The sequence below is a fragment of the Nonomuraea sp. NPDC049129 genome (assembly GCF_040648495.1).
Classification (GTDB): domain Bacteria; phylum Actinomycetota; class Actinomycetes; order Streptosporangiales; family Streptosporangiaceae; genus Nonomuraea.
Window position 1 is genome coordinate 364,146 of sequence record NZ_JBEZDU010000005.1, and the last position, 16,063, is coordinate 380,208.

The window sequence follows — 16,063 nt, forward strand, 5'->3', positions numbered from 1 at the left end:
GCCGACGTCAGGCGGACTCGCGCTCCCGGAGTCGCTGGCTGACCACCTGGGTGACGCCGTCGCCGCGCATCGATACGCCGTAGAGGGCGTCGGCGATCTCCATCGTCCGCTTGTTGTGGGTGATGACGATCAGCTGGGAGCTCTGCCGCAGCTCCTCGAAGAGCCGCAGCAGCCGCTGCGTGTTGGTGTCGTCGAGGGCCGCCTCCACCTCGTCCATCACGTAGAACGGGGAGGGCCGCGCCTTGAAGATGGAGATCAGGAACGCCACCGCGGTCAGCGACCGCTCCCCGCCCGACAGCAGCGACAGCCGCTTGACCTTCTTGCCGGGCGGCCGGGCCTCGACCTCGATGCCCGTGGTCAGCATGTCGCCGGGCTCGGTCAGCACCAGGCGGCCGTCGCCACCGGGGAACACCCTGGTGAAGATCTGCTCGAACTCCCGCGCCACGTCCTCGTAGGCGGAGGAGAACATCTGCTCCACCCGGTCGTCGACCTCCTTGACCACCAGCAGCAGGTCGCGCCGGGTCTTCTTGAGGTCTTCGAGCTGCGAGTTGAGGAAGGCGTGCCGCTCCTCCAGCGCCGCGAACTCCTCCAGGGCCAGCGGGTTGACCTTGCCGAGCTGGTTCATCTGCTTCTCGGCGATCTTGGCCCGCTTCTCCTGCTCCTCCCGTACGTAGGGGACGGGCGGGTCGCCGGGGACCGGGGCCTCCGGGCCGTACTCGGAGATCAGCGACTCGGGCTCGACGCCGAACTCCTCCAGGGCGCGCTGCTGGAGCTGTTCGAGGCGGAGCCGTTGCTCGGTGCGGGCGACCGCGCTGCCGTGGACCCGGTTGACCAGCTTGTCGAGCTCCTGGCCCAGCTCGCGTACGTGCAGGCGGACCTGCTTGAGCTCGGCGTCGATCGCGACGCGGGCCAGGTCGGCCTCGTCGCGTTCGCGGGCGGCGAGCTGGATGGACGTCGCCAGGACCGTGAGCACCTGCTTGGCGCCGCTGCTCACGGCCTCGGCCACCGCGGCCTGCCGTCTGCGCCTGGCCCGCTGAGCGGCGGCCTCGGCGCGTTCGTGGCGCTCGCGCTGGGCCGCCCTGATCAGGCCGTCGGCCCGGCCCTCGATGCCCTTGACCCGCTCCTCCGCGGTGCGGACCTGCAGGCGGGTCTCCATTTCGCGCTGCCTGGCGACCTGGCAGGTGGCGGCCAGCTCGTCGCGGACCTCGGTGGTCGGCTCGGTCTCCAGCTCCTGCGCGTATTCGGCCTCGGCCAGCCGGATCTCCAGCTCGGCCAGCTCCTCCAGCCCCTCGGCGCGGGACTCCTCAGCCGTCGTGACGCTCTTGGCGAGGCGCTGGGCCTCGGCGCGCGCTGCGTCGGCGGCGGCTTCGAGCTGGGCCAGCCGCTTGGCCGCCGCGGCGTTGCGCTGGTCGGCCTCCCGCTGCCTGGCTCTGACCTGGTCGAGCGCGCCCTGGGCGGCGTTGACCCCGGCCTGGGCGGTGCCCGCGGCGGTCTGCGCCTCGTTGACCTGGCTCTGGGCCGACTCCAGGGCCAGCTGCGCGGCCTGCTCGGCGGCCGCGGCCTCCTCCAGGGCGGCGGCCGTCTCCTCGGCCCTGCCCTCGGCCTCCTCCAGGTCCGCGACGGCGTCGTCGAGCGCCGCCCGCACCTGCAGCACGGAGGTGCCGCCCTCGGAGCCGCCGCTGGCCAGATGGGCGCCGACGAGGTCGCCGCCTTTGGTCACGGCCCGCAGCTCGGGATGGGCGTCCACGATCGCGCGGGCGGCCTCGAGGTCGTCCACGACGACGACGCCGGCCAGCACATGGTCGAGGGCGGCCCTGAGGTGTCCGGGCACCGTCACCAGCGCGGCGATCCAGCGACTCCCCTCAGGCGCGGCCGCGCGTACCTGGTCGGCGACCTGTCCGCCGGAACCCGCCACCAGGAGGGTCGCCTGGCCCGCCTCCTTGACGCGGAGCAGTTCGAGGGCGCCGATCGCGGTGTCCACCGTCTTGACGGCGATCGCGTCGGCGATCGGCCCGAGCACGGCCGCGACCGCCGGCTCGGCGCCCGGTGTTACCTGCATCGAGGCCGCCAGCGGACCGAGCACCCCGGCCAGGTCGGTCTCAAGGAGGGCCGCCCCGCCGTCGCCCTTGGCCAGGCCGAGCTCCAGGGCCTCGCAGCGAGCCCGGAGAGCGGCCACGGACCGCTGGGCCTCCTGGTCGGTGGCGCGGGCCGTGCCGATGCCCGACCGGGCGGACTGAAGGGCCGCTCGCGGCGCGTCGAGCGCGGACTTGGCCTGCTCGACCGCCGCGCGTGCCTCGTCGGCCGCCGCCTTGGCCTCGTCGACCAGCGACTGCGCGGTGACCAGCTCCGCGGCCAGCGCCGGGTCGACGGCGGGCTCCTCCAGCCGCCGCGCCTCCAGGTCCTCACGGGCTTGGCGCTCACGTCCGGCGGCCTCGGTCACGGCGCGGGTGAGGCGGCCGATCTCGTCTTCGGCGGCACGGGCCCTGCTGCGTACGGAATCGACCTGGCCGCGCAGTTTGGCCAGGCCCTCGCGCCGGTCGGCGGCGGCCCGCGAGGCCATCGCGAGCCGCTGCTCCTCGGCGCTCAGCTCGGCCTCGGACTCGGCACGCCGCTGGACCGCCTCTTCCAGCAGGTCCTGGGCCTGCTCAAGCTCCGCCCGGAGGATCAGCTCGTGCTCGCGTACCTCGGCCGCCTCGCGTTCGAGCTCCTCCGGATCGCGTCCGCGCCGCTCGATCGCGGCCGCGTCGAGCGCGTGGCGGTGCCGTTCGGCGGCCAGTTGTTCGAGGCCGGTGATGCGTTCGCGCAGGGAGGAGAGCCGGAAGTAGGTCTCCTGGGCGGCGCTCAGCCGGGGCTGGGCCTCGGCCTCGGCGCTCTCCAGAGCGGCCTCCCGCTGCTGGCCCTCGGCCAGCTCGGACTCCACCCTGGTGCGCCGGGCCAGGATCGCCGCCTCGTCGGCCGCCTCGCGCTCCAGCGTGTCGCGTAGCACGCACACGTCGTCGGCCAGCAGGCGCAGCCGCGCGTCGCGCAGGTCCGCCTGGATGACGGCGGCCTTGCGGGCGATCTCCGCCTGCCGGCCGAGCGGCTTGAGCTGGCGGCGCAGCTCGGTGGCGAGGTCCTGGACGCGGGTGAGGTTGGCCTGCATGGCGTCGAGCTTGCGGAGCGCCTTCTCCTTGCGTTTGCGGTGCTTGAGTACGCCCGCGGCCTCTTCGATGAAGGCGCGCCGGTCTTCGGGGCCCGCGTGGAGCACGGCGTCGAGCTGGCCCTGACCGACGATGACGTGCATCTCACGGCCGATGCCCGAGTCGGACAGCAGCTCCTGGATGTCGAGCAGGCGGCAGGTGTCGCCGTTGATCGCGTATTCGCTCTGGCCCGACCTGAACATCAGGCGGCTGATCGTGACCTCGGTGTAGTCGATCGAGAGCGCGCCGTCGGAGTTGTCGATGGTCAACGTCACCTCGGCGCGGCCGAGCGGCGGTCTGGAGGAGGTGCCGGCGAAGATGACATCTTCCATCTTGCCGCCGCGCAGCGACTTGGCGCTGTGCTCGCCCATGACCCAGGCCAGGGCGTCGACGACGTTGGACTTGCCGGAGCCGTTGGGGCCCACCACGCAGGTGATGCCGGGCTCGAAGCGGAGGGCGGTCGCGGAGGCGAACGACTTGAAGCCGCGCAGGGTGAGGGTCTTCAGGTGCAAGACCACGCCCCCTTCTGCGAGAACCGACTTCGGGAAAGCCTACTGGTCTTCCCTGCCCTACGAGGGCGGGTGCGGTCGAGGCCGCGCCGGTCTGGTAAAGGAGGCACAAAACTCTAGGGAATATGCAAATAACAAGGGACGCCTCTTCGAGACGTCCCTGGGGTGTCGTGCGCTCCGGACACTCTTAGGTGAGTGCCGGCTCGCGCTCTTGCATACGGCTGAGCGCCTCGTCGCGGGTTTGCGCCGCAAGAGCGTCATTCGTGGCCTGGAGTCGGATGAGTTCTGCCTCCAAATCCCGGATCCGCTGTTGCAGACGGCGCATCTCCGAGACCATTCGAGGGTCAGGACCGCCGACGTGGCCGAGTAGAGCCTTCGCCATGGTAAAGGGTCCTCCACGCTGAGTGACCAGACTGGTTCGCGCACTTCTTATTCTGCGGGAGGGGTGCGCGTGGTACCTAACAAGAGTCGCACCGGCAGTGTGGGCGGTCAAGTCGAACGAACCGCATAGACCTACCCTCGGGCACTCCCGACATACAACTATACCCTATTTGAGCTGTTTAACGAAACCCCTTACCTCTCCACAAACCCCACCAAACTACCTCGGGCTTCGCTCCATCGTTCCACCACTCCATCGACTCTGCCCGGCGTGTCGCAACCTCTGAGCAGCTCCAGCAGCTTGACGCAGGACTCTTGTGTGCCTTCCGCCACTATCTCCACCCGGCCGTCGGTCGCGTTCCTCGCCCAGCCCGTGAGTCCGAGCTCCAGAGCCCGTGCGCGCGTCCACCATCGGAAGCCCACGCCCTGCACTCGCCCCCGCACCCACACCGTCAACCGCACCATGGGATCCCCCTTTTTCCTTTACGCAAGCCGAATCCAGGCCACCACACGGTCCTCCGCAGGACTCCGCTCAGCGAGGCTTGCGCTGGCAGGTCGGGCAGCTGTAGGACGAGCGGTTCATGAACGGGTCGCGCCTGATCGGGGTGCCGCAGCGGGAGCAGGGCTGGTCGCGCCGGCCGTAGACCTCCAGGGAGCGCTCGAAGTAGCCGCTCTCCCCGTTGACGTTGACGTACAGGCTGTCGAAGGACGTCCCGCCCTGCAGGAGGGCGGCGCCCATGACCTGGCGGACCGCGGCCAGCAGCTCGGCGATCTTGGGGCGGGTGAGCGTCTGGGTGGGCCGGGCCCAGTGGAGTTTCGCCAGCCAGAGCGCCTCGTCGGCGTAGATGTTGCCGACTCCGCTGATCAAGGACTGGTCGAGCAGGGCCCGTTTGATCTCGGTCTTCTTCTTGCGCAGGTTCGTGGCGAAGGCGGCCTCGTCGAACGCCTTCTCGAACGGGTCGGGGGCTATGTGCGCGATCGGCGCGGGGATGCCCTCGACCAGGGGGGTGAGCATGACGTGGCCGAAGGTCCGCTGGTCCACGAAGCGGAGGTCGGAGCCGCCGTCGGCGAAGCTGAGGCGTACGCGTAGATGCTTCTCCAGCGGCGAGTCGGGCGGCACGATGAGCAGCTGACCGCTCATGCCCAGGTGCGCCAGGAGCGCCTCGTCGTCGCCCGAGAGCGGCAGCCACAGGTATTTGCCGCGGCGCTCCGCGGAGAGCACCGTACGGCCTCTCAGACGCGCGCAGAACTCCTCGACGCCCGGCACGTGCCGCCTGGTGGCACGGGGATGGAGCACCTCGGCTGAGGCGATCTCCCGGCCGGTGACCCATTCGGCGAGGCCGCGGCGGACGACCTCGACCTCCGGCAGCTCTGGCACCTAGCCCGCCGGCTGGCTCTCGCGCTGCTCGCGGCGGGCCCTGATGCGGGTCCACGCCGCCTCGGCCGCCTGCTGCTCGGCTTCCTTCTTGCTGCGGCCGGTGCCCGCGCCGTAGGACTCGCCGCCCACCCGCACTTCGGCGGTGAACGACTTGGCGTGGTCGGGGCCGCTCTCCTCGACGTGGTATTCGGGCACGCCGAGCGCCTCTGAGGCGGTGAGCTCCTGCAGCGAGGTCTTCCAGTCGAGGCCGGCGCCCAGCGAGGCCGAGCGGACGATCAGCGGGTCGAACAGCAGGTGCACGACCCGGAACGCCTCGTCGAGACCCTTGTCGACGTAGACGGCGCCGATCAGCGCCTCCAGCGTGTCGGCCAGGATCGAGGACTTGTCGCGGCCGCCGGTGCCCTCTTCGCCCCTGCCGAGCCGCAGGAACCGGCCCAGGCCGAGCGTGCGGGCCACATCGGCCAGGGCACGCATGTTGACCACCGCGGCCCGCAGCTTGGCCAGCTGGCCTTCGGGCAGGTCGGGGTGGTTGCGGTAGAGGGTGTCGGTCACGACGAGGCCGAGCACCGAGTCGCCGAGGAACTCCAGGCGCTCGTTGGTGGGCAGGCCACCGTTCTCGTACGCGTAGGAGCGGTGGGTCAGCGCCCGCTCCAGGATGTCGGAGCCGAGGCCGACCAGCAGCACCCGCTCCAGCTCTTCTCGGGCGACCTCGACGGCCACCGGCTTAGGACCTGTGCCCACGTGCTTCCTCCTCGGACATCTTCACATGGCGCGACGGCTGCGGAAGATGCCCGAAAACGTGGTGGGCGTCGGGGGGATCAAACCCCGGCGTCCACCACGGCCGCGGGCGAACCGCCACCGCACGCGTCAGACGGTAACGCCGACCGGGGCACAATGGCACCCGGTCGGCAGTGCGTCAACCCTTCGAGCGGTCATGGTCCGCTCACCAGGTGGTGCGATCAGGCGGACGGCTCGATCACCTGGCGGCGGTTGTAGGTGCCGCAGGTGGGGCACGCGATGTGCGGCTGCTTCGGCGAACGGCACTGCGGGCAGCTCACCAGGGCGACAGCAGTCGTCTTCCACTGGGAGCGACGGGCGCGGGTGTTGCTCCGCGACATCTTTCGCTTCGGGACGGCCACGTCACTTCTCCTGATCGTTATCGTTCTCGGTAACCAGACCTTGCAACGACGCCCAGCGAGCGTCGATCTTCTCGTGCCGGTGATCGTCGCCGGCCTCGGCCAGCTTGACCCCGCATTCCGTGCAGAGACCCGCGCAGTCTTCACCGCAGACGGGGCTCAGCGGCAGTGCGAGCACCGCCGCGTCGCGGAACGTCGGCTCGAGGTCGAGCAGCTCGCCGTCGAGCAGTGAATCCTCCTCCGAGGCGTCCTCGTCGGAGTAGAAGAACAGCTCCTGCAGGTCGACCTCGATCTCCGAGGTGACCGGGTCGAGGCACCGCGCGCACTCCCCGGCGAGCGGGGCCTGCGCCGTGCCCGAGACGAGCACGCCTTCCATCACTGCTTCGAGCCGGAGATCCAGCTCGACTTCGGCGTCCTTGGGGACACCGATCATGTCGACGCCGAGATCCACCGGTGCCGGGAGGGACAGGGTCATCCGCTTCATCGAGCCCGGTCGCCTACCCAGGTCGTGAGTGGAGATCACCCAAGGGGAGCGGGGGTCGAGGTGCTGAGTCATCTGCTCTCGCTAGGCATGGCGAAATGTCGCCGTCGTACAAGGCCGAAATCAAAGGATAGCAGGTCGGTGTCAGCTCCTGAGCCGCTCGATGAGGAGCTCGTGCACCAGGTCAGGCACCAGTCCGGACACGTCACCACCGTATCGGGCGATCTCCTTGACCCTGCTGGAGGACAGGAAGGAGTATTCGGGGTTGGTCGGCATGAACAGCGTCTCGACCCCCGACAACCGGTAGTTGAGCTGTGCCATCTGCAGCTCGTAGTCGAAGTCGCTGACCACCCTGATCCCCTTGACGATCGCGGGGATGTCGTTCTGCTTGCAGAAGTCTACGAGCAGGCCATGGAATTTCTGCACCTTGACGTTCGCGTACTCCTTGGTCACGGTGTGCAGGACCTCGATCCGCTCGTCGACCGTGAACAGGCCGCTCTTCTCGAGGTTGATGAGCACTGCCACGGTCACCTCGTCGTACAGCCGGGCAGCCCGGCCGATGATGTCGAGGTGGCCGTTGGTGATGGGGTCGAATGACCCCGGGCAGACAACGCGGCGCAAAACGCCTCCCCAGGTCTACGGGTTCCCGGCGGCGCGACCGTACCAAACGGATGCTTCGCCGTAGCGACGGACCCTCTCCTCTGCGTAGCCTTCGGGCCACACCAGGGCTTTTCCCCTGCTTTCCCGCTCGAACGCCACCAAAGCCCCATCCGTCAGCCAGCCGTTGTCGCGCAGTGACTCCAGTACGCGTGTGACCTCGTCGTCAGTGACGGCATAGGGCGGATCCGCGAAAACTATGTCGAAGCCCTCCTCCTCGGGCTTCGCCAGGAACCGCTCGACCTTGTCGGCCACCACCCGCGCCCCGTCGAGCGCCAGCGTCTCGACGTTCGCCCTGATCGTGCGGACGGCCTTCGGGTCGGACTCGACGAGCACCGCGTGGGCGGCCCCCCGGGACAGCGCCTCCAGCCCGACGGCCCCCGACCCCGCGTACAGATCGATCACCCGGGCGCCCGCCAGCCCGTGCAGCGAGTCAAGGGTCAAGAAGATCCCTTCTCGCGCCCTGTCACTGGTCGGTCTCGTCCCGCGCCCCGGCGGCACGGCCAGCCGCCTGCCACCCGCGCTCCCCGCGATGATCCGAGTCATGAGGACCATTGTTCCGCATGTCGACGCAGGTCAAGAGTGGACAAGTGTCGGCCTCGAGTACGCAAGGGTGATTCCCATCGCGGGGAGGGTCTCGCATGATGGGTCCTGCGGCCTTCAAGGTGACCCAGTTGGAGGCCGACCGGCGTGATCGTGAGCCCTTCCGCACGCCGGTTCCCTCGGCACCTGACCCGAGGGTGGGCCCAGCCGGGGACGGCATTCGGGGGGAGGCCGTCCCCGCGGCTGGGGCCCACATCAACATCAAGATCAAGGGCTTTTTTTGTTTTTACGGCACGGCCGGGTTGGCCGCCACCCGCCATACGTGGCTGGGGGCCTCCAGGAAAACGGCCGCTGAACCCGCACAGAGCCGGGCGCCGTTACGTGCGATCCTTACTCGATTCCGTGGCATCTCATGCCCGGAGCTGCCCTTGGATCAGGTCTTCTCCAAGTACTCGGCCCGTTCGTCCGCCAGCAGGCGGTCTATCTCCGCGCGCAGGGCGTCGTTGGACTTCAGGTCCGGGTCGGCGGCCAGCAGGGCCGCGGCTTCGTCTCTGGCCGCCTCTATGACGTCCTCGTCGCGCAGGAGCTGGAGCAGCTTCAAGGACGAGCGTTTGCCCGACTGGGCCGCGCCCAGGACGTCGCCTTCGCGACGTTGTTCGAGGTCCACGCGGGACAGCTCGAAGCCGTCGAGGGTCGCCGCCACGGCCGACAGGCGGGCTCGGGCGGGGGTGCCCTCGGGGAAGTCCGAGATCAGGAGGCAGAGGCCGGGCAGACCGCCCCGGCCGACCCGGCCGCGGAGCTGGTGGAGCTGGGAGACGCCGAAGCGGTCGGCGTCCATGATGATCATGACTGACGAGTTGGGCACGTCGACGCCGACCTCGATGACCGTGGTGGCGACGAGGACGTCGAGCTCGCCACGGGTGAACGCGCGCATGATCGCGTCCTTCTCCTCCGGCGGGAGCTTGCCGTGCAGGACGCCCAGCCGCAGGTCGCGGAAGGGGCCGCTGGAGAGCAGCTCGGCCACGTCGAGGACGGCCAGCGGCGGGCGCCGCTCGTCGTCGGACGGCGGCGCCTGCAGATCCCCCTCGTCGCCCTCCAGGTCGCCGATGCGCGGGCAGACGATGTAGGCCTGCCTGCCGAGGGCGACCTCCTCGCGGACCCGCTCCCAGGTGCGCTCCAGGAAGTGCGGCTTCTCGGCGGCGGGCACGACGTGGGTGGTGATCGGCGCGCGGCCCGACGGCAGCTGCGACAGCGTCGAGACCTCCAGGTCGCCGAACACCGTCATGGCCACCGTACGCGGGATCGGGGTGGCGGTCATGACCAGCACGTGCGGACGGCCGCCGCCGGCCTTCTCGCGCAGCGCGTCACGCTGCTCCACACCGAACCGGTGCTGCTCGTCGACCACGACCAGCCCCAGATCGGCGAACTGGACATGCTCCTGGAGCAGGGCGTGCGTGCCCACGACGATGCCCGCGGTGCCGGAGGCGGCGTCGAGCAGCGCGGACCTGCGCGCGGCCGCGCCCATGGAGCCGGTGAGCAGGGTGACGGCCGTGCCGCCGAACATGCCGCCCTGCGCGAGGTCGCCCAGCATGCCGCTGATCGAGCGGTGGTGCTGCTGGGCCAGCACCTCGGTGGGCGCCAGCAACACCGCCTGGCCCCCCGCGTCGACCACCTGCAGCATCGCGCGCAGCGCCACCACGGTCTTGCCCGCGCCCACCTCGCCCTGCAGCAGCCGGTGCATGGGATGCTCCAGCGCCAGGTCGGCCGCGATCTCCTCGCCGACGAGCGCCTGCCCTTCGGTGAGCGAGAACGGCAGCCGCCCGTCGAAGTCGGCCAGCAGGCCGTCGGCCCGCCGGGGCCGGGACCTGGCCGGCCACGCGGTCGCCGCCTGCCTGCGCTGCAGCAGCACGGCCTGCAGGACGAACGCCTCGTCGAACTTCAGCCGCTCACGCGCCCGCCGCATGTCGGCGAAGTCCTTCGGCCGGTGGATGGACTCCAGCGCCTCGCCCAGCCCCTCCAGCCCGCGCCGGTCCCGCAGCTCGGCGGGCAGCGGATCGTCGAGGGGCCCGAGCGTGTCGAGCACCACGCCGATCGCCCGCCTGATCGCCCATGGCGTCAGGTCCTTGCCCGCCGGATAGATCGGGACGGGCGCCGCCGCGAAGTCCTCGGCGCTCGCTTCACCCTCCTCGAACAGCTCGAACTCCGGGTGCGACAGCTGCCACCGCGGCGTCGTCCTGGACCCGAACATGCCCACCTTCCCGGCGAACATCCCCCGCCGCCCCGGCTTGAGCCGCGACTCGGCCACGTGGGAGCCCTTGCCGAAGAAAGACAGGTAGATCTTGTTGCGCCCGCCGTCGACGACCTCGACCTCCAGCCAGGTGCCGCCGCGGTTGCGCATGGGTTTGCGCATCAGCCTCGTGACCTCGCCGACCACGGTGACGTGCTCGTCGACCTCCAGCGCGTCGAGCGAGGTCAGCTCCCCGCGCTCGGCGTAGCGGCGCGGGTAGTGGCGCAGCAGGTCGCCGACCGTCTCCAGGCCGAGCACGCTGTGCAGCAGCTTGGCGGTCTTGGGGTCGAGCGCTTTCGTCAGGGGCTCGTCGAAACGGCTCACGGGACTATGTTCTACCGCCTGCGGCCGACAGGAATCATTCGACACCGATGAGCAGTGGATAACCGCCCTGCTCTCCGTCGTAGACGACCAGGTCCACGTCGGGCCTGATGACCCTGAGGTGGGCTTCGACGTGCGCGGCCAGGCGTACCGGCGCGTCGGCCCCCGTGACCAGGGTGACCAGTTCGCCGCCGCCCGCCACCATCCGGTCCACGACGAGCGTGGCCACCTCCTCCAGCGTCCCGCCGATCACCGACACGTCGCCGTCGATCAGCCCGAGCACGTCACCGGGACGGCACACGCCCGCGCTCGTCACCGCCTCGCGGTCGGCCACCACCAGGTGCCCGTGGCGCGTGTGCCCGGCCGCGTCGGTCATGGCCACCACGTCGTCGTCGAAGCGGCGCAGCGGATCGTGCACGGCCAGCGCGGCCAGCCCCTGCACGGTGGCCCTGGTGGGCAGCACACTGACCACGACGCCGTCCTCACGGGCGACCTCGGCCGCCGCGGTCGCCACCGCCCCGGCGCCCTCGTCGTTCGGCAGCACCGCCACCTCGCCGCCCGCCTCCCGGATGGCGGCCAGCATCGCGGGCAGCGTGGGCCGCGTGCCGGGGACGCGGCGTACCACCACCGCGCCGCACTCCTCGAACAGCGCCGCGATCCCGTCGCCCGCCGCGACCGCCACCACGCCCCGGCCCGCGCTGGCCCGGTGCGTACGCTCGGCCAGGTAGGTGATCCTGATCCGGTGCGGCCGCCCCGCGCGCAGCGCCGCCTCGACCGCGGGGCCCGCCTCGCCGACGTGGACGTGGACGTTCCACAGGCCCTCGCCACCGACCACGACGAGCGAGTCGCCCATCGCGTCGAGCTCCTCGCGCAGCTTGGCCACCGCGGCGTCGTCGGCGTCGAGCAGGTACATCACCTCATAGCCGGCCCCCACCTCGCTCATCGGCGAGATCCGTGAGGTCGGCGCGGGCACGTCGTAGCGGTCGCTGTAGGAGCCGGTGATCACCCGTTCGAGCGACTCCAGGATGATCGCCAGCCCGGCACCGCCGGCGTCCACGACGCCGCTGCGCGCCAGCACATCCAGCTGCTCGGGCGTACGCCGCAGCGCCGCCCGCGCCGCACCGGCCGCCCGCCGCGCGACCGCCGCGAGATCGCCCGTCACTTCCTGGCCGACCACTTCCTGCTGCTCATCCTGCTGGCCGGGCACCTCGTGGGCGCGCACTTCCTGGCTGCGCACCTCCTGTACGGGCATCTCCTGTACGGCCTGTGCCGCCGCCTCCAGCACGCTCAGCACGGTGCCCTCGACCGGCCTGGCCACGGCCTCCCTGGCCAAGGTGGCGGCGCGCAGCAGCCCGGCGCGTAAGTCGGCGCCGTCCTTCAGCACCTCCGCGAGCCCGCGCAGCGCCTGGCTGACGATGACCCCCGAGTTGCCCCTGGCGCCGATCAGCGCGCCGTAGGAGAGCGTCTGCCACATCACCGCGGCGTCCACGTCGTCCGGCAGCGCCTCGACGGCCTCGGCCGCGGAGAGCACGGTCAGGTGCAGGTTGGTGCCGGTGTCGCCGTCCGCGACCGGGAACACGTTGAGCGCGTCGATCTCCGCCCTGGCGCCGCCCAGCGCGTCGGCGGCCAGGCGGGCCCAGCGGCGTACCGCGGGCGGGTCGAGAACCTCCATCTGCGCGCTCCGACCTCCCCGCATGCGCTACCGTTAATGCAGGAGGATATCTCCGCATTTGAGCCCGTCTAGTGCTCGTGGTTCGCGCCCAGTGGCGCGGATCGGATATCCTCGTCAGGCTGGCCGGTTGTCCCGGCATGCCCTTCGCCCGGAAAGCATCACGCGGACAGGGCTACATCGACTGTTTTAAGGAGCGATACCGTGGCTTCCGTCTGCGATGTCTGCCGCAAGGGGCCGACCTTCGGCAACAACGTGTCCCACTCGCACCGCCGCACCCGCCGTCGCTGGAACCCCAACATCCAGACGGTCCGCGCGGTCATCGGCGGCACGCCGAAGAAGCTCAACGTGTGCACCTCGTGCATCAAGGCCGGCAAGGTCACCCGCTAGCCGGTCCCGACTTTCGCCAAAGCCCGCCTGCTCGACACCGAGCGGCGGGCTTTCGCCGTGTCCAGGGTGACTCGACGTCGGGGGATTCTCCCGGCATCGGGGGGTGACCCGGCGTCCGGGATGCCCCCGACAGCCGGGGTGGACTCAGCGCCCCCGGATGGCTCGGGTCAGCGCCAGCGCCAGGCGTGGTCGACCGGGCCGATGCCGTCGCCGAGCGGGAAGCCCTTGGCGATGGCGCCCGTCACGTACTCCTTCGCCTTGCCCACCGCCGTCGGCACGTCGTCCCCCAGCGCGAGGTGGGAGGCGATGGCCGAGGCGAGCGTGCAGCCTGTGCCGTGCGTGTGCCGGTTGTCCAGGCGCGGCGCGGAGAAGCGATATTCGCTCGTGCCGTCCGTGAGCAGGTCCACGGGCTCGCCGGGCAGGTGGCCGCCCTTGATCAGGGCCCAGGCGGGGCCCAGCTCCAGGATGGCGTCGGCCGCGCGGCGCAGGCCGTCCTCGTCCTCGACCTTGACCGAGGTGAGCTGCTCGACCTCCCACAGGTTGGGCGTGACGACGGTGGCGACCGGCAGCAGCCGCGTCTTGACCGTCTCGACGGCCTCGGGCGCGAGCAGCGGGTCGCCGTGCTTCGACACGCCGACCGGGTCGACCACCACCGGCGCCGAGTACGCGCCCAGCGCCGCCGCCACGACCTCGACCAGTCCGGGTGAGGCCAGCATGCCGGTCTTGACCGACCGGGCGCCGATGTCGCCGAGCACCGAGTCGAGCTGCGCCCGTACGGCCTCGGGCGGCAGCTCCCAGTAGCCCTGGACGCCGAGCGAGTTCTGCGCGGTGACCGCGGCGATGACGCTCATGCCGTGGACGCCCAAGGCGAGCATGGTCTTGAGGTCGGCCTGAATACCCGCCCCGCCGCCGGAATCGGACCCGGCGACGGTCAGCACGCATGGAGGGGTCGTAACCGTCATATCCCCATCCAACCATCCCCCGCCGGGATGGCCGGCTAGCCAACGGCCCGTCCCCGGTAGGAGGGCCGACTAGCTGACGGCCCCTCCCCCACCGGCATGGCTGCTTAGCTGACGGCGCAGTCCCCGCCCACCAGGCCGCAGTTCGCCGGCGCGGCGCCCCGGCCCGTGGCCGAGATCGTCAGCTGGGCGGTGCCGCCCTCGGCGAGCGACTCGGGCAGGTCGATGATCAGCTGATCCCCGTCCTGCGTCCACCCGGCGCCCTTCACGTCCAGTACCCGGCCGCGGATCGGCAGGGAGACCGTGAGCGACGGCAGCGCCGCCAGGGAGGAGTTGACGACGTCCAGGTGCGCGGTGTAGCCGACCAGCCCTTGGTTGGTCACGTCGAAGTTCAGGCTCACCGACTGACCGCCCGCGGCCTGGGCCGGGTCGGTGGGTACGGGGGCCGTCGTGACAGTGCCGGTCTGGGTGTCGGGGTTGTTGACCGTCGTGGCCTCTTCGGTCGGCTCCTCCGTGGGGCTCTCCGTCGGGCTCGGGTCGGCCGGCTCCCTCGTGGGTTTGACCGGTTTCTTCGTCTTCGTCTTGGTCGGCGTCGGTGTCGGGGAGGCGCTACGGTGCGGCGTGTGCACGTTGACCGTGGCCGACGGCTTCGGGGTGTCGGCGGCCTTGGTCTCCTCCTTGGTCGGCTCCTCGGAGGGCTCCTCCGTGGGCTCCTCATCCGCCGGGGACTCGCTGGGCTTCGCACCCGGCTGGTTGGTCACCTGTACGGCGGCGCAGGTGGCGCCGGCGCACTTGGCCGGATCGTTCGAGGAGCTCATCATCTTGACGCCGGCGACAGTACCGCCGAGGACGACCGCCACGGCGGCGACCGAGAGCAGCGCCACCTTGCCCCGCCCGCCACTGGGAGGCGCGGCGAGCACGTCGGGGTCGGCGGGCGGCTTCTTGCGGCCACGGCGGCGGCGCGGCTCCGGCTCGTCGATCGGCTCGTCCGACGACCAGCCCGAGCCGAGGAAGCCGTTGTCGGCGCTGTCCGCCCAGGCGGGCGTGGGCGCGTCGACCATGGTCGGCGCGCCGTACACCTTGATGTCGCCCGGCGCGGGCGGCTCGTTCGACGGCGGCCCGAACACCTCGGTGGAACCGAAGACCTGGGTGGCGCCGAAGGGCTCGTTGAAGTCACGTGTCTCGTTCGAGCCGGGCTCGCCGGCGGGTCCCGATGGCCGGCCGGGGGTGTCCCATTCCGGACGCGTGAAGGCGCCGGTCGTCTCGAACGGCCCCTCGGGACGGTCGGACTGTCCGGCACCGCCCGCCGGCGGCTGCTGCGGCTGGTTGAACCCACCTTCGGGGGGCATGATGAAGGCCCCCGTGGTCTCGGAAGGCCCCTCTGGGAACGCCCCAGAGCCCTCAGGACGCCCCTGGGGCCGCGTGGCTGACCCGTCGGGACGCATGAAGGGGAGGACCGAAGCCCCTTCGGGCCGGGTGAAGCCGTCCGCGGGTCCTTCCGGGTGAGCGAAGCCGCCCGAGGGCCCTTCGGGGCGAGTGAAGCCGCCCGAGGGCCCTTCGGGGCGAGTGAAGCCGCCTGAGGGCCCTTCCGGATGGGTGAAGCCGCGTGCGGGCCCTTCGGGCCCGGTGAAGCCCCCTGCGGGTCCTTCGGGGCGGGTGAAACCGCCCGTGGGTCCTTCTGGGCGGCTGAACATGCTCGGGGGCTCGGAGGACGACTCCGGGGGCCGGCCGGCGGCCTTCGACCGCGGCGGCGGCGCGAACGCGCCCGTCGTCTCGAACGGGTCAGGCCGTACGCCGGGAGCAGGCCCGGTCGGGGCCGGTCCGCCTTCCCGTTTCGGCATCGGCGCCCACTGGCCCGTCACCTCCACCTGGTCGGGCGGCGAGGGCCAGCCGGGTGGCTCGGCTCCTGGCTCGTCCGGGCCCCAGAAGGCGCTCTTGGCGGTCGGATCCGGGACGGCGGCCCACCTCGCGGCGGGGTCGGTGGTGAACCTGGGGTCCTCCTGTGAATCGTCGGAGCCCTCGTTCCCCCATTCATCCTCGTCGTCGGATCCACCTGTGCCGTGGCGGCCCATATGGCTGCCCTTTCTGCAGGTTACAGTGGCCGCCAATCTTCATAACACCTTTACTACGGCTTTGTCCCAGTAATCCCGGTAGTCACACCCCAAATCCGCCAAAC

Annotated in this window: 14 protein-coding genes; 1 reads left to right on the forward strand and 13 read right to left on the reverse strand. The window is 71.0% G+C overall.

Translation table 11 applies throughout. The features are described from left to right. Positions 1–7: 7 nt before the first annotated feature. The 11 genes from smc to AB0B64_RS17710 all read right to left on the reverse strand — a co-directional run bounded on the left by smc (position 8) and on the right by AB0B64_RS17710 (position 12,541). The gene (gene smc, locus AB0B64_RS17660; RefSeq protein WP_358178708.1) at positions 8–3,691 is read right to left on the reverse strand and encodes a chromosome segregation protein SMC; all 3,684 of its coding nucleotides are present in this window, start codon (positions 3,689–3,691) and stop codon (positions 8–10) included. A 184-nt stretch (positions 3,692–3,875) separates the two neighbouring features. Further along, a complete protein-coding gene (locus tag AB0B64_RS17665; protein WP_090938435.1) occupies positions 3,876–4,070 on the reverse strand; it encodes a hypothetical protein in 195 nt (64 codons plus the stop codon). A 191-nt stretch (positions 4,071–4,261) separates the two neighbouring features. After that, positions 4,262–4,531 carry an acylphosphatase gene (locus AB0B64_RS17670; RefSeq protein WP_357950456.1) on the reverse strand — a complete coding sequence of 90 codons (270 nt, stop codon included), beginning with the start codon at positions 4,529–4,531 and terminating at the stop codon, positions 4,262–4,264. A gap of 67 nt (positions 4,532–4,598) precedes the next feature. Continuing rightward, positions 4,599–5,444 carry a bifunctional DNA-formamidopyrimidine glycosylase/DNA-(apurinic or apyrimidinic site) lyase gene (gene mutM / locus AB0B64_RS17675; RefSeq protein WP_357950453.1) on the reverse strand — a complete coding sequence of 282 codons (846 nt, stop codon included), beginning with the start codon at positions 5,442–5,444 and terminating at the stop codon, positions 4,599–4,601. Beyond that, a complete protein-coding gene (gene rnc / locus AB0B64_RS17680; RefSeq protein ID WP_357950763.1) occupies positions 5,445–6,164 on the reverse strand; it encodes a ribonuclease III in 720 nt (239 codons plus the stop codon). It lies immediately after the preceding gene. 239 nt (positions 6,165–6,403) lie between these two features. Next, positions 6,404–6,583 carry a 50S ribosomal protein L32 gene (rpmF, locus tag AB0B64_RS17685; protein ID WP_033409409.1) on the reverse strand — a complete coding sequence of 60 codons (180 nt, stop codon included), beginning with the start codon at positions 6,581–6,583 and terminating at the stop codon, positions 6,404–6,406. A 1-nt stretch (position 6,584) separates the two neighbouring features. After that, positions 6,585–7,031 carry a YceD family protein gene (locus tag AB0B64_RS17690; protein WP_357950450.1) on the reverse strand — a complete coding sequence of 149 codons (447 nt, stop codon included), beginning with the start codon at positions 7,029–7,031 and terminating at the stop codon, positions 6,585–6,587. Positions 7,032–7,205: 174 nt separating this feature from the next. Beyond that, positions 7,206–7,682, reverse strand: coding sequence for a pantetheine-phosphate adenylyltransferase (gene coaD / locus AB0B64_RS17695; protein ID WP_219530151.1), 477 nt, complete (start codon positions 7,680–7,682; stop codon positions 7,206–7,208). Positions 7,683–7,697: 15 nt separating this feature from the next. Then, complete coding sequence (gene rsmD / locus AB0B64_RS17700) at positions 7,698–8,264, reverse strand: 16S rRNA (guanine(966)-N(2))-methyltransferase RsmD (protein WP_358178392.1); 567 nt, start codon at positions 8,262–8,264, stop codon at positions 7,698–7,700. 430 nt (positions 8,265–8,694) lie between these two features. After that, positions 8,695–10,872, reverse strand: a complete 2,178-nt coding sequence (recG, locus tag AB0B64_RS17705) for an ATP-dependent DNA helicase RecG (RefSeq protein ID WP_358178394.1) — start codon at positions 10,870–10,872, stop codon at positions 8,695–8,697. Positions 10,873–10,906: 34 nt separating this feature from the next. Continuing rightward, positions 10,907–12,541, reverse strand: a complete 1,635-nt coding sequence (locus AB0B64_RS17710; protein ID WP_358178396.1) for a DAK2 domain-containing protein — start codon at positions 12,539–12,541, stop codon at positions 10,907–10,909. Between the two features lie 201 nt (positions 12,542–12,742). On the opposite strand from AB0B64_RS17710, the gene rpmB reads away from it, so the two are divergent. After that, complete coding sequence (gene rpmB / locus AB0B64_RS17715) at positions 12,743–12,928, forward strand: 50S ribosomal protein L28 (protein ID WP_049556934.1); 186 nt, start codon at positions 12,743–12,745, stop codon at positions 12,926–12,928. Between the two features lie 167 nt (positions 12,929–13,095). On the opposite strand, the gene thiD is transcribed toward rpmB, so the two are convergent. Together thiD and AB0B64_RS17725 are read right to left on the reverse strand one after the other, a co-directional pair. Beyond that, the gene (gene thiD / locus AB0B64_RS17720; protein ID WP_358178398.1) at positions 13,096–13,890 is read right to left on the reverse strand and encodes a bifunctional hydroxymethylpyrimidine kinase/phosphomethylpyrimidine kinase; all 795 of its coding nucleotides are present in this window, start codon (positions 13,888–13,890) and stop codon (positions 13,096–13,098) included. A 104-nt stretch (positions 13,891–13,994) separates the two neighbouring features. Then, positions 13,995–15,959 (reverse strand): hypothetical protein, encoded by a 1,965-nt coding sequence (locus AB0B64_RS17725; RefSeq protein ID WP_358178400.1) that lies wholly within the window; start codon positions 15,957–15,959, stop codon positions 13,995–13,997. Positions 15,960–16,063 lie beyond the last annotated feature (104 nt).